Genomic DNA, 13,803 nt, shown 5'->3' with positions numbered 1-13,803 from the left:
AGCAAGCGTGCGCACGCAGGCATCTGTGAAAAGACTACCCCAGCACCTGCCGGAGCTAGACGGCCTACGCGCGGTTGCAGCACTAGGGATCATTGTCACCCACGTATCCTTCCAAACCGGCACCGGGTGGGGATTTGCCGGGCGTTTCGATTTCTTCGTCGCCGTCTTTTTCGCCCTCAGCGCCTTTTTATTGTGGCGCCGGCGGGGGCTGCACACGGCGCGCGGCTATGCCCACTCCCGCATCGCGCGCTTGGCACCGGCCTATTACGCCTGCGTGGTATCGGTTTTGCTGCTGCTTCCCGATGCCCACTCCATCACCCCCACCCAGATCCTCGCCAACCTGACCTCCACGCAGATCTATGTGGTCGATGGCCTTGCCCCGGGCCTTACCCACCTCTGGTCCCTCTGCGTGGAGTTCTTCTTTTATCTGGTCCTACCGCTTCTGGTGTGGGCCCTTGGCAGCCTGCCGCAGCGCTGGCGCATGGCCGTTATCGCCGGCGGCGCCGTGCTGAGCTGGGGGTGGGGATTTATCCCCTTTGTCGCGGACTACGGCGAGGACCAGGTCAACTCGCAAATCTGGCCGCCGGCTTATGCCTCGTGGTTCGCGGTGGGCATGCTGGCGGCGGAGGTGGAAGAAAGGGGCATCGGCAAGCGCACGGCGCGGATTCTGCGGGTGCGCTGGGCCTGGGTTGTGCTGGCGGGGCTCGTGCTGTGGGTGGCGAGCCGGGATTGGTTTGGGCCGGCCGGGCTGGTGCATCCGGAGCCGGCGGAATTTGCCCGCCGCATCATCGCTGGGGCGGTATTCGCGGCGTGCGTGGTGGTGCCGGTGGCCTTGGTTCCACGTGGAACCTCGTGGCTTACCTCGCCGCTCATGCAGGCGCTGGGCGCGTGGTCCTATTCCATTTTCTTGTGGCACGTGGCGGTGCTCGCCGTGGCCTTCCCGTTAACCGGGGTGGCGCTGTTTAGCGGGAAACCGCTGGATTTTTGGGTGATCCTTGCCGTCACGGTGGTGGGGACCGTTGTGGTTTCTGCGGCGAGCTATACGCTTATCGAGCGCCCGGGCCGCGACCTTCTGATGGGCCGTGGCCGGGTCCGGGGCCGGGGCCGTCGACGGCGAAAAGGCAGGCCAGCCCCGCGGCACATAAGCACATAAGCAGCACGGAATCGCCGGCATAGGCCCCTGAGGTCCATGGAGCTCGGGCAAGGATGGTCCCGGCCGCCGCTACCACGCCGCTGGCAAAATAAGCCCGCGGAATGGTGGTCCAGCGCACGATGAGCCAGGCGGCCATGCCCGCAAGTACTGCCGGCCAGCCCACCAGTGCCAGGCAGGCTAGCGAGTACATCGCAGAGGCCATGCCGCCAGGATCCGGGTGCCAGGTGGGCTGCGGGCTGCGGCGCGCGGCGAAAAGCAGGCAGAACCCCAGCGTGGCCAGGCCGAGTGCGCCGCCAAAGAGCAGGGCGGCGCGGTAGGCAGGCTGCGCCTTAAAGGTCATGCGGAATTCCCCAGTGGTGCCCGCGGGGACGATAAACGCCTGGGTGGCGGCATCGATCTCGTATGGGGTGAGCTCGGTATCGCCGATAAATCCGCGCAGGCCCTTATTGAAGGCGCGCCCGGTAATGAGCAGGCGCTCCTCTTCTGCAGCAGCGATGGAAAAATCGGTGAGGCGATAATCGTCTGGCGGGGACCAGCCCTTTTCCGTCATGGACACCCATGCGCCGGTGGTACGTACGCGGTGGACGCCGGGCTCGAGGGTTAGGGTGCTGCCGGGGGAGTACCGGTGGGAATCGATGAGTACCGGCTTGGTGGAATCCACGGTGACCTCCATGCGGCGCGGCACGGTGACATCGCGGATGAGCACCCCGGTATCGTGCACCATCTGCTGGAAGAAGAATTGGTGCACATCCGGCGAGGTATCTGGCACGGTGACCACGCGCTCGATGGGGTGGCCTTCTACCTCCAGTTCCGCGATGCCGGTGCGGTGGGATAGTTCCACGCGGATTGCCTGGGAATCCCCGCCGGGCACGCGCACCGTCTTGGAGCGGAAGGGCTGGAGATCCACCTCTACTGCAGCACCACCCGAGCGCACCGTGACCGTGGTGGAGCTGGTGGCCATGAGTTTGAGGCGCGGTTGGCTGAAGTCACCGCGCAGCTCGATCCAGCCTTCATCGTCGCCGGGCGCGGGCCACCAGGCGGTGGAATTTTCCCCATCGACGGCGGCGGTGGCGGACTTTTCCGGTTGGGCGCCGCCAAAGGCGGTGGCGTCGGCGGCAGAAGAAGAGACCTCCACATCGCCGCCGTGGGTCTCCACCGTGGTCAGTGGGCCGGCGGAGGGATAGTCGCGCAGGCGGTTATACACGTGGCTGGGATCGTCTGTGGATAGCGGCGCCGAGGCGGCGCCGTGGAGCGTGCCGTAATTGCGATCTACCAGCGTGGGGGTATCGGTGACGATATCGGCATCATCGTCCACCAGCTCGCGGGCGGCGGGGCCATTATGGGCATCGAGGAAGGCCAGCGCCTCGCCGCCACCAGCCACGCGGACGGGATCGGTTGAGGTCAATGCCATGGAATGCTGCTCGAGCATAATCACATCGACCTCGCCAAAAGTATGCACCTCACCGCCAAATTTACTGCTCAAGGTGTCATTATCGGCGCCAAAGAGATCGTGGCGCACTATCACCGCGCCGATGCCCAAGCGCTGCAAGGCGCGCACGCCGCTGGCCGGATCCTCCTTCAGTGCTGCCATCACCCCGTCGAGGCCACGGATGGCCTCCGGTGGGACGAGGGGAATGGCATCGCGGACGGCCCAGGGGACATCAAGAAGCGGCTGCGCCGGCTCATCGCGGGTCCAACCCCACTCTTGGCGGGCGAAGGAGGCCTCGGGATAGATCAAAGTACGAGTATTTTCCGCGTGCTCGTTGATATAATCCGTGGCCTCGTGCCAATAGTCCGGCACCTCGTCGTAGGCGCCTAGGGGCAGCAGCCGCTGCGACCAGGCTGGGGAGAGGGCGCTGATGCACACGAGCAGCACCAGCGCGCCCACGGTCTGCTTCTTGGTGGGGCGCAGGCCAGTGGGCAGCGGCAGGCGCTGGCAGGCGCGGGCAAAGCCCAACAGCAGCGGGATGCGCACCAACGGATCGAATTTGTGCAGGTTGCGCAGGGGTGCTAGCACCCCATCGAGCGCATCGAGGTACCACGCCGCCTGGCAGCCCAAAATCGCCACGCCAGTAATCAGCATGATGGACCACACGCGGGGCAGCCGGCACAGTCCATAAATGCCTATCGCGGCCACGGCCATGGTGATAAGGACAAAGAAGGCAGAGGTCGCGAGCTCGTTGCCGGCGACGCGCTCGGCATCCGCAAAGGGTGACCAGCTCGTTGTTCCGCGCAGGATTTCCGGCAGGTTCAGCCACCGGGTGGTCACGTGGGAGGATTCGATAAATTCCGTAAACGGTGGGGCGTAGCGGCCCAAGATTAAAAGCGGGCCAATCCACCACGCGGATACGCACAGGCAGCCAAGCAGCCAGGCCGCGCCGGGCTTGAAGGCGCGGCGGTAGACCACGATGACAAGCGCCGGGGTGCACGCCGCGAGCGTGGCGGTGGCATTGACCGCGCCCATCAGCGCCACGGGAATCGTGGCGGCGGTAGCATCGCGCCAGGTGAGTTTTTCCCGCAGGAAGGGCAGGATGACCCACGGGGCGAGCATGACGGGCCAGGTTTCAGAAGAAATGGCCGTTAGCGTGGACAGCGAGCGCGGGGAGAGCGCATAGAGCATCGCCGCTACCCAGATCCACCGGCCGCGCAGGCCTATCCGGGTGGCCAGCTTGTAAAAGCCACTAAAGCCCACGCTTAAGACCAGCAGCCACCACAGGCGTTGGGCTATCCAATCCGGCAGGGGCTCGGTTAAAACAAAAAAGGGGCCTTGCGGGAAGAGGTAACCGTAGGCCTGGTTCTGCAGCTGCCCCAGGGTAAAGATATCGGTATAGGCATCGAGCGCGCCGCGCAGGAAGTGGCGCGGGTTCGCGGCCAGATCGTGTTTGGTATCGGCGGCGGTCAGCCCCCACGGTTGTACCGCGAGGATGAGCGCCAAGGCAATAATGCCGAGCGGGTAGGGCCGGGCAAGGCGCGCGCAGCGGTGGCGCAGGGCGCGGGCTAGTGCGCGGTAGCGGTGTACATAGGAACCGCTATGTGGGCCGCGGGGGAGCTGATCGGTCCGGTCATGCACGCCGGTGCGCCCATCTAATTGCGGGAACCGTATTCAGGCCCGCCCAGCACCGCATCATCGGCGGAGACCGCATTGCCTTCCGGCACGGTATCGCTGCCGGAGAACTGGGCGATGCCGATGATGGTGATAATGCCCAGGGCGATGCCCACAACAGCGCTACCCACGGCGGGGCCGAGGGTGCGCTTGTTTAAAGAATCGGATTCCAGAGCCATGGCTAAAGATATTAGCAGCTACTTAGAAGTATTCCGGATCGTCGTCATCCGCGTCTTCGTCGTTTTCTTGCGGGACGATAAAGACGGGCAGGCCCGCGTTGCGCACGATCTGGTCCGCCGTGGAGTTGGTCCACCAGGCGCGAAAGCCGGTGAGCGCGCGGGTGCCGGTGACGATGACATCCACGTCGAGCTCGTGCGCGGCATCCACGATGGCCGAAGAGATGGTGGTGGCGGATTCCACGAGATGCGCGCGGCCGGCCAAACCAAGGCTTTCGGCCAATTGGGTGCCCTGGCGGCAGATCTTCAGCGCTTCTTCGTAAGCCGGATCGTCTTCCACGCTATCGGGGGACACGGTGGACTGGTGCATGCCTGTGCGGCTGACGGCGCGCGCGGTTTGGCGGGCCACCGGCTCCCACGCGGTGAGGATTTCCACCGTGGAGGGGCGCAAAAGCTGGGCGGCGTACTCCAGGGCGCGGTCGGCGCGTTCGGTGCCATCATAGGCAATTAACATTGTTTTGCCGTTACTCATGTCACTAGTCTACCCACCGCCTAGGACAGTTCGCGAGGAATCCTGCACACTGGAAGGCATGACATATTCCCGCATCATTGTCAGTTTGGGCCTCGTGGCGGTGCTGAGCGCCTGCTCTAATTCCGCCTCGGACGAGGACAAGTCGCACGAATCTGCCGCTCCCGCGTCCTCATCACCCGATACCTTCGCGCCCGCCACCGAGGCGGCACCAGCGCCGGCGCCGGAGGATATTCGCGCCACCGCAGCTTCGGTGCTCATGCCGCCGGCAACCAGCTATGAGGACGCCAAGGCCAAGCTGGAGGCCGGGGTGGGAGGCATCTTCATCCCCAGCTGGGCGGATCCTGGTTTGCTAGAAGAAGAGGGCCGCAATATTAACGCCCTGCGCGCGGAACTAGGCCGCGATTTCGAGGTCGCCATCGATTTTGAGGGCGGGCGCGTGCAGCGTTTTTCTGAAATCTTGGGCGAATACCCCTCCGCGCAGCAGATGGCGGCGGACAACTCGCCGGAGCAGGTGGAACAGCTGGCGGGGGACATCGGCAAGCGGCTCATGGACTACGGCATCAACGTGGACTTCGCGCCGGTGCTCGATGTCGATGGCGATGGCCTCGAGGTTGTGGGCGACCGCGCCTTTTCCACCGACCCCGCGCAGGCCGGCGAATACGGCGCCGCCTTCGCCCGCGGGCTGGATGCCGCCGGGGTTAAGGCCGTATTCAAGCACTTCCCGGGCCACGGCCGTGCCTCGGGCGATACCCACCTGGCGGAGGCCATTACCCCGCCGCTAGAAGAGCTTGAGAACCATGAGTTCATTCCCTTTCGGAATGCCATGTCCGCAGCACCGAATGCGGCGCTGATGATGGGCCACCTCGCGGTCCCGGGCCTGGGCGATGGCCAGACTCCTGCCTCCATCCTGCCGGAAGCTTACGGCCTTGCCCGCGAGACCTTACAGTATGACGGCACCATCTATACCGATGACATTGGCGGCATGGCGGCGATTTCGGATTCGCTGCCGCTTGCCGATGCCGTGATTACCTCCCTCGCCGCCGGCGCCGACATGCCCCTGTGGTCCACCGAGGCCGATATTAATGCGGTGATCGATGCCGTCGTGGGCGCCGTGGATGAGGGCAGGCTGGCCTCTGAGCGCCTCGGCGATGCCGCCCGCCACGTACACGATGGGGACAGCGACTAGGAAAAACGCCCCTTTACCCGTTAACCTTTAAGGCGTGAAGAAGGCAGAAGGAAAAAACGGTGCAAAGGGCTGGCTTATCACGCTTGGCGTGATCGTTGGCTTCGTCCTCATTGCGGGCATCGCTTATGCCTGGGATGTCATAGCAAACCAGGACAAGATCCCGCGCAGCGTCTCCGTTGGCGGCGTGGATATCTCCGCCATGGAGCGCACCGCCGCCGTGGCCAAGCTCGAGGACGAGCTCAAGGGCGTTGAGACCCAGCCCGTGACCGTGACCGCAGGAGATCTGCAGTCCGAATTTACCCCTGCCGAATCCGGCCTGGCGCTGGATAACCAGGCCGCCGTCGATGGCATCGAGGAGCCTTCCCTCAACCCCATTACCCGGTTGGTTAGTTTCTTTCGCTCTACAGAAGACATCCCGGTTGAAACCGATGTGGATGATGGCAAGCTGCAGCCCACCCTTGACCGCGTCAAAGACGAGCTTTCTACCGATCCGGTCGATGGCATGCTGGAGCTTAATGATGGTCAGCTCAAGGTCACCGATCCCACGTTGGGGCAGACCGTAGAAGGCACCGAATTGCACGATGCGGTGGCAGCGAATTGGCTCGATAAGGCTGGCGTGCAGGTGGAGCCGGAAGAAATTGAGCCGGCCATTAATGACGAGGCCATTGAAAAGATGCGTACCGGTGACGCCGCCAAGGCCCTGGATAATCCGCTGACCTTGAAGGCGAAAAATAACGTCACCGCAACGCTGAATAAGCCGGAGATTTCCCAGTTCACCAGCATTGAGAAAAAGGATGGTCGGCTGCACCTAGTGGTTGATAGCAACCGCGCGCAGCAATTGCTGCAAGAGCGCACCGATGGCGCCGATGTGCCTGGCGTGAACGCCAAAGTGAAATTCGCTGGTGGCTCCAAGCAGGTCACGCCCTCCCAGGACGGCGAGATTATTGACTGGAAGCCGACCATGGAGGGCTTTGATAAGCGTGTGACTGGCGATGACCGCGAGTGGGACGCAACCTACAAGCCAGACCCAGCCGAGTTCACCACCGAGGACGCCGAAAACGCGACGTTTAACGATACCGTGGGCGAGTTCTCCACCGGTGGATTCTCTTCTGCCTCCGGGCGCAATATTCAGCTGGTGGCCCAAGAGGTCAACGGTGCCGTGGTGAACCCAGGTGAGACCTTCTCCCTCAACGGCTATACCGGCCCCCGCGGCACCGCGCAGGGCTATGTGGAATCCGGCATCATCATCGACGGCCATTCCGGTACCGCCGTGGGCGGTGGCATCTCCCAGTTCGCCACCACGCTGTATAACGCCGCGTACTTCGCGGGCATGCAGGATACCGCGCACACCCCGCACTCGTACTACATTTCCCGCTACCCGGCCGGCCGCGAGGCTACCGTGTACGAGGGCGCCATTGACCTGCAATTTACCAATACTTTCAATACCCCAGTGCAGATCGAGACTAATTTTGGCGGCGGTGAGATCACCGTCCGCTTGAAAGGCACCAAGACGGTAGAGGTGGAATCCATCAATAACGGCCGTTGGGCCAAGACCGAGCCACAACCGAGGTCCGTGCCAGGCAGCGACTGTTCGCCATCATCCGGTGCCCCGGGCTTTACGACGTCCGATACCCGCATCATCAAGGATCTCAGCGGCAAGGAGCTTTCCCGCGAGACCAAGACCACGGTCTACGATCCACAACCCATCGTGCGGTGTGGTTAGCCAGTAAGCAAAGTGCGTTGCCGCTGGCCCAATCTCGGCGGCCATGCAGCGCGCACAACCCAGCGTGAGTACGACAAAGGCTCCCGCAGCGGGTGTAGTGCCATGCTGCGGGAGCCAGACTCGTTAGTCATCCGTCTTGCCTCGCAGGGGGTTGAAGGTCATGTTTTTCGTGGGGGACAACCACATCATGCTCATCTTTCACCGGTGCCACCGTGGGCACTGCGTTAATATGGACGGTCAAGTCCCGTGTAGTGGTGTAGACGTTTATGCCTCCGGCTCGGTATGAAGTTCGGGGTTTGATTAGGATGTTAGCCGGCGCCAAAGAGGCCGTCGTTATCACGGTGAAGAGTACTCCTGTGTTCAACTTGCACGCAGTCGCGACGGTAAGGATCGCTAAAGTCCTCGGGTTGTGGCCTGTGGATTGGCGATAATCATGCGAGACAATAAAAACGATTGACCAGCCCGGTTATTTTATAACGCCGGTGCACATGCATTCGACTAGGAAAAGATCTCGATAGTTATCGATGAATCGGATCATTTCCCACATTTTGGGTCGAGTTATGACGCGAAAAACTCGGGCAGCCTTCAGAAGTTCATTAGTTTCGTGTAGCTGGTGATTTACACGGTCTAGCATTGCGTTTTCGGCAGCCAAATCTTCAGGTTTGGACTCTGGTATGTCCCCGGCACTGCGGGCAGGGTTAAGTCCAAAGACGGGCCGTATGCCATGAAACCCCAACTTTGGGGCTGCTGCCTGGCACGCGGGGTGCATCGACGTATTTTCCGCCGAGATGCGATCTTCCACGAGACGGACCGGACGTTCCTTGGCATCCTGATCAAATTTCCTTGGCATGTTCCAGATTTCCCCATCTACTGAAACGGAACGATACCTGAGAAACTTTACGCTGAGGCGGTCCGTTTACGCTTCAGCAACCTGGTCTTATGCAGAATGGCAGCAACGACTCAACCTCAGTAATGCATCAGCACTCTTGGAATGCGCACGCCCCTAATAATGGTTGGCTAAGATTTAAATCTGAACAACCTCTTGACGGCTCTCAGGCGATCGAATAAGTTTCTGGAAAAGTAAGCTATCAGGGTTGGAGAATAATGTCTTTATTTCTTAGGAAAGTAGCGATAATCACCGCGGGCTTCATTGCTACTTCTACAGCTACCACTGCGACTGCAACTGCTACCGAAACGCCCACTTTCAATCTATCAACCAACCAATTAAAAGTTGCCGAACTAGAACCGGGTCAAAGCGCAAGATTTGCCAAAGGTGAAGTTGCCGAAGTTCTCTTCGCAGGGTCCGAAGTTCGCAGTACCGAAGCTACCCTAACAACTATGGCTGCTGTTCCAGCACCAAATTGCATTGTAGCGCGAGCAGAAAAGGGATTCGTCCAAGTTTATAACAATTGTGGAGGAAGCGACCCACAACGAGTAAAAGTGGTGCTAGCCTTCGGGCTCGACACTCAATGCAAATCAATTCAACCAGGGACACGTACTAATATTGGCGTTGCCACAGGCCGAATCGATGGCGTTTTCCTTTGCTAACTGAGGGCTGCTGAACTATGAAAAGAGTTGTAAAAATCACGCTGGAATCTTATCCATTCTAGTCGCACTGAGTTGTTTAGCTCCCCTAGCATATGGGCTGGGTCCAGACGACCCACGGACTAAGAATAATAGAGGGATGTATACGGTGAAGTGCCAAGTCCATCAGAATACAACAGGTAACCCAGTTGTTGGTTTCGTCATCGGAAACCATAAAAATGATCCAGAAAAGGCTGAAAAAGAAGCAAATAACTTCGTTTCCAGATTCGGTGACAATCATGCTAAGAGACACTGTAAGACAATTGGCCAATACAGGCAAAACGGTGCTTATAGCACTAACTGGACTCCAAGATAATATAGAAATATATGCTAAATAAAAGTTTAAATCCAAGCGTCCACATTTGGTGCTATATAACGAAATTCGTCTGTCCATTCGAATCTCTGCCCAAAGCGAAAGAGAAATATCAGGAAGCAGTAGAACGTGTAAGACAGTCTCATAAGGTTCTTTTAGCATCCGAACAAGCTTACCTCTTAGGCCAGACCGAGCCGATATTTAGTCTCCTTATTGATGAAATTGTCGGATTTGGAGAAGAGTTGTCGGACTCAGAGAAAGAAAATTACTCCGTTTTCATTTTCACGACCATCGTTGAGGTACCAGAAAAAGAGGAAGATGATAAAAAAGACCCAGTAATGCAAATTGCTGCAAAGCTAGAGCTAGATGCCGAAGATGATTTTCCCTCAACTTTTCCTAGTCGTACTCGATTAATCTGGATGAGCGAAAGCGGAAAAGAATCGTCAAACTGCATTATTCAATAGAACCTGTCACCGGGTGGAGAAGTATCATTATAACTCTCTATCGTGCTTGACCCCTGTTTGGTGGGCACTTGGATGCGATCTACGAAGCTAAAGGACTGCTCGACACTGTGTGGGCAGCGGTTGGTGGCCGGAGGGGGCTAAAATCGCACCAGAGAGCTAGTAAATTGGGCGAAAGACAACGAAGCGTGAAGCACCACACCGTCTGGAGTCAGCACATCGGAGACTCCTGCCTTTAATCGTCGGCTGATTCCCGGTATGCATGAGGGCAGGAGAAAAGGTGACGCGAGCACTAGCACGCAGACAGTAAAGTTCAACACCTAAAACTCCGACTCAACAGTGGTGCAGGTCTTGAACGTTCACCACTAGGAGCGGTAACTATATTACCTGTGAAATACAGTTATCACTCAATATCTAAATCCTGGAATTTATTGGAAGAATTCCCCTTGCCAGTAACTTCTCCTTTTATGTCTTTTATGTCTTGCCGTACCCCTTTTATAAAGGACACCGCTTTTATCAGGAATAGTGTCAAGGCCACTAGTAATGCTACGGCAAATATAGAAAATATAATATCATATACCATCATAGTTGCATCAAGATAACGCTTGAGCGCGGCCTCCGGAAACCTCAAGGGTTAGAGATAGCGTCGTTGTCCATAAAACCTTCACTGCAGTTGCCTGGAAAGACATTCTAGCTGAGGCTGGAGATATATTTCGGTTCTGCCATTGTTGGGTTATTTCAAGGGAGGGCGAACTTGTAGTGTGGCCAATGGCTCTATGAATTATCGGGCTATGCATATTCCTAATCGTAGCGTTTACTTTCCCACTCTTTGCCGTTGAATAATCTGCATAGAATGAGTACGAGAAAGCGATGCCGTTGTACACAACTCGGCAGTTATCGTGTCGAACCCAGTTCAAATGATCGTAGCTTCGGCAATTGGAAATCCCGGTTCCTCTAGTAGCGTACCTACTAGGTCCCATTTCTACCGTACTAACGGAACCATCCTGGTATATATTCTTCTTCGTTACTCGACCGTACTCCTCAGTTTCTTCACTGCGTATAGGTTCCGATTCTGGATTATCTGCGTCAATTAATTCACCATTCTCAATTTTCCCAATTAGGCGATCTTGAATTGACTTGTCGGTGATTCCATTCTGAAGAAACACGTTCCTATACTCCCGCTCGATAGACCCATCGATAGGGTTATCCAAGCTTTCCACCTCTTGCTCTTCTGTAATTGCAGGGGGAGAGATAATTGAGGAAATTGCAAGCATGCTAGAGAGAATTAATGAACAACTTTTTTCATGAAATGTCCTTCGTATATTTAGAAAGTAAAATGTCTTTACATTTTACATTAAGTTCAATAGTTTTCATAGGATTGTTTCTAATTTGTTACATTTCTGCGGGCGTGACATGCGCGGAGGGTGTCTCTACTGAAAACCTAGGTGCTTAGGTGGACCTGACCCCCAGATGGTGGACACCTTGAAACCAGCATCTCGCTGGGGAAGTGAGGTACCTTTCCACCATGCCACGCAAGACCTACACTGAGCAGTTCAAGCGCGACGCAGTCTCGTTGTACGAGTCGACCCCCGGAGCAACGCTCAACGCGATCGCCTCCGATCTCGGGGTCAACCGCAACTCCCTGCGCACCTGGCTCGACGCCTTCGGCACCGGCACCAAAACCAACGCCAACGGTGAAAAAGTCGCCAGCCCCATTGCCGCAGCCAACAGCGCACGCACGCCTGCTGAAGGACTCTCCGACGCCGAACGCATCCGCGTGCTGGAACGCGAAAACGCCAAGCTCCGGGAGGAACGAGAGATTCTCCGCAAGGCGGCCAAATATTTCGCGGAAGAGACGAACTGGTGAACCGCTTCCGGTTCGTTGATGACAACCGAGGCCTCTACGAGGTCAAGCGGTTATGTGAGGTTTTGAAGATCAACCGGTCCTCGTATTACAAATGGAAATCAGCTGCTCCTGCCCGCCGGCGACGCGTCCTTGACGACGCGGTGCTGGGAGCGAGGATCAAGGCCGTGTTCACGGCCGAGAACGGTTGTTACGGGGCGAAACGCGTGACGGCGGCCATCAATTCCGATCCAGCCAACGACGACCTTTTCAATCACAAGCGCACCGCCAGGTTGATGCGCCAGATGGGCCTGTTCGGCTACACCAAAAAACGCCGGGTGAAGACCACCGTGTCTGCGAAACGGGCTCCGAAGTTGCCCGACCTGCTGAAACGCCGGTTCACCGCGGAGAAACCGAACACCATCTACGTCGGCGATATCACGTACCTGCCGATCGCGGACGGGTCGAATATGTACCTGGCCACCGTCATCGACTGCTATTCGCGGCAGTTGACCGGTTTCGCGATCGCCGACCACATGCGCACGGAGTTGGTCGAAGAAGCTCTCACGATGGCCCACGGGGTCCGAGGCAACCTTGACGGGGCGATTTTTCACTCCGATCATGGCAGCGTCTATACCTCTGGGCAATACCGGAAGCTGTGTGAACGATTCGGTGTCACCCAGTCGATGGGAGCAATCGGGACGAGCGCGGACAACTCGTTGGCGGAGTCGTTCAACGCCACGCTGAAACGGGAAGTCCTCCAGGACGAGTCCGTTTTCCCAAGTCAGATCGTATGTCGTCGGGACGTGTTCCGGTGGTGCACGCACTACAACACCAAGCGCTTGCACTCGTGGTGCGGCTATCGCTCGCCGAACGCCTTCGAAGCCGCCGGATCAGCTACACTTACTATCGCATCTTGATTAAATCCCCGTGTCCACTTTCCGGGGTTCGGGCCCGGTAGTGAGTCATGCTTGCTTAGCAAGGTGAGCTGCACGTGCCTATTGCATAGACGGAGGCCAGGATGTGGATCATGCACGCGCCTGGTCTTTCATGTGCACATAACGATGCACGGTCCCGACAGAGCAGCCGACTCCTTTAGCGATCGCACGCATAGATAGCCCTTGGTTGTGGAGCACCCGGATTTTATCGCGTTTTTCGTGCGCACGTCCGATAAACGCCTTACGAAGTTCCGATGTCTAGCGGCGAATGGTGTGGGGAGGACGACCGATTTTTAGGGCAGCTTCACGTGCGGTGAGCCTTGGAGATCGTACGCCTAGCCTTCGGGGTGCATCTGGCTTGACCATTCGGTACCTCACTTGCTGTTTCGTTGCGTTGTTGGGACCGTTTTTCGCCTGATTTTCCGCGTGCTGCTCGGATGGCGGACAATTGTTCGGGATTGAATCGTGTCCATACCCAGTGGGCGATGCTGGGGGCGAGGCGGTGGATTTCTTTTTCGGGGAGGGGGTCGCGGTGTTCTTTTTCTAGGTTGAGGTTGGCGGCGATGGCGTGTGCGTGGACAACTTCAACCCAGACGTTGATGCCGTCTGTCCAATTGCGTTTGTTCGCCCTAAAGGCCCAGCGGCGAGTACGGTCGAAGATATCCACATTGCGTCCAAAACCGGAGCTTTCCCGTGGTCGAGGGTCGTTCTAGAGGGGGCAGTGCTCCCAGGCTATCAAGGGGCTTGCGCTAGTTAATGGAGGCTGTAGGTGAGGTCGTGTTCTCCCCATA

General features: G+C 58.1%; 12 protein-coding genes. 6 read left to right on the top strand and 6 right to left on the bottom strand.

Features of this window, described 5'->3' with window-relative positions; all coding sequences use genetic code 11:
* Positions 1-7: 7 nt before the first annotated feature.
* Positions 8-1,153, top strand: coding sequence for an acyltransferase family protein (locus ACLI1O_RS10865; RefSeq protein ID WP_023024225.1), 1,146 nt, complete (start codon positions 8-10; stop codon positions 1,151-1,153).
* On the opposite strand, the gene ACLI1O_RS10860 is transcribed toward ACLI1O_RS10865, so the two are convergent.
* Genes ACLI1O_RS10860 through ACLI1O_RS10850 form a run of 3 tightly spaced genes read right to left on the bottom strand, consistent with a single transcriptional unit; the run spans position 1,047 to position 4,964 of the window.
* Positions 1,047-4,223 carry an alpha-(1->3)-arabinofuranosyltransferase family protein gene (locus ACLI1O_RS10860; protein ID WP_239269274.1) on the bottom strand — a complete coding sequence of 1,059 codons (3,177 nt, stop codon included), beginning with the start codon at positions 4,221-4,223 and terminating at the stop codon, positions 1,047-1,049. The genes ACLI1O_RS10865 and ACLI1O_RS10860 overlap by 107 nt on opposite strands.
* 14 nt (positions 4,224-4,237) lie before the next feature.
* Positions 4,238-4,435 carry a DUF2613 domain-containing protein gene (locus ACLI1O_RS10855; protein ID WP_023024221.1) on the bottom strand — a complete coding sequence of 66 codons (198 nt, stop codon included), beginning with the start codon at positions 4,433-4,435 and terminating at the stop codon, positions 4,238-4,240.
* A gap of 22 nt (positions 4,436-4,457) precedes the next feature.
* A complete protein-coding gene (locus ACLI1O_RS10850) occupies positions 4,458-4,964 on the bottom strand; it encodes a universal stress protein (RefSeq protein ID WP_239269273.1) in 507 nt (168 codons plus the stop codon).
* 58 nt (positions 4,965-5,022) lie between these two features.
* On the opposite strand from ACLI1O_RS10850, the gene ACLI1O_RS10845 reads away from it, so the two are divergent.
* The 4 genes from ACLI1O_RS10845 to ACLI1O_RS10830 all read left to right on the top strand — a co-directional run bounded on the left by ACLI1O_RS10845 (position 5,023) and on the right by ACLI1O_RS10830 (position 10,234).
* Positions 5,023-6,150, top strand: a complete 1,128-nt coding sequence (locus tag ACLI1O_RS10845) for a glycoside hydrolase family 3 N-terminal domain-containing protein (protein WP_411706854.1) — start codon at positions 5,023-5,025, stop codon at positions 6,148-6,150.
* A gap of 34 nt (positions 6,151-6,184) precedes the next feature.
* On the top strand, positions 6,185-7,873 hold the full coding sequence (locus tag ACLI1O_RS10840; protein ID WP_239269271.1) for a VanW family protein: 1,689 nt from the start codon (positions 6,185-6,187) through the stop codon (positions 7,871-7,873).
* A 1,104-nt stretch (positions 7,874-8,977) separates the two neighbouring features.
* Complete coding sequence (locus tag ACLI1O_RS10835) at positions 8,978-9,421, top strand: hypothetical protein (RefSeq protein WP_239269270.1); 444 nt, start codon at positions 8,978-8,980, stop codon at positions 9,419-9,421.
* Positions 9,422-9,784: 363 nt separating this feature from the next.
* Positions 9,785-10,234, top strand: a complete 450-nt coding sequence (locus ACLI1O_RS10830; protein ID WP_023024210.1) for a hypothetical protein — start codon at positions 9,785-9,787, stop codon at positions 10,232-10,234.
* A 590-nt stretch (positions 10,235-10,824) separates the two neighbouring features.
* Here the strand turns inward: ACLI1O_RS10830 and ACLI1O_RS10825 are convergent.
* Positions 10,825-11,505 (bottom strand): hypothetical protein, encoded by a 681-nt coding sequence (locus ACLI1O_RS10825; RefSeq protein ID WP_023024208.1) that lies wholly within the window; start codon positions 11,503-11,505, stop codon positions 10,825-10,827.
* A gap of 251 nt (positions 11,506-11,756) precedes the next feature.
* Between ACLI1O_RS10825 and ACLI1O_RS10820 the strand changes: the two genes are divergently transcribed.
* A protein-coding gene (locus ACLI1O_RS10820; RefSeq protein ID WP_411701846.1) for an IS3 family transposase occupies positions 11,757-12,994 on the top strand; the annotation gives its coding sequence in 2 pieces (ribosomal slippage) (positions 11,757-12,084 and positions 12,084-12,994; 1,239 coding nt in all).
* A gap of 108 nt (positions 12,995-13,102) precedes the next feature.
* Here the strand turns inward: ACLI1O_RS10820 and ACLI1O_RS10815 are convergent.
* Positions 13,103-13,216: a helix-turn-helix domain-containing protein gene (locus tag ACLI1O_RS10815; protein ID WP_349819740.1), complete on the bottom strand. Its 114-nt coding sequence runs from the start codon at positions 13,214-13,216 to the stop codon at positions 13,103-13,105.
* Positions 13,217-13,316: 100 nt separating this feature from the next.
* On the bottom strand, positions 13,317-13,679 hold the full coding sequence (locus ACLI1O_RS10810; protein ID WP_023024206.1) for a primase C-terminal domain-containing protein: 363 nt from the start codon (positions 13,677-13,679) through the stop codon (positions 13,317-13,319).
* Between the last annotated feature and the right edge of the window lie 124 nt (positions 13,680-13,803).

It is taken from the genome of Corynebacterium sp. LaCa78 (assembly GCF_046717505.1).
GTDB lineage: Bacteria > Actinomycetota > Actinomycetes > Mycobacteriales > Mycobacteriaceae > Corynebacterium.
The sequence above is the reverse complement of the archived record's forward strand: the minus strand, read 5'-3'. Positions and strand labels throughout refer to the sequence as shown.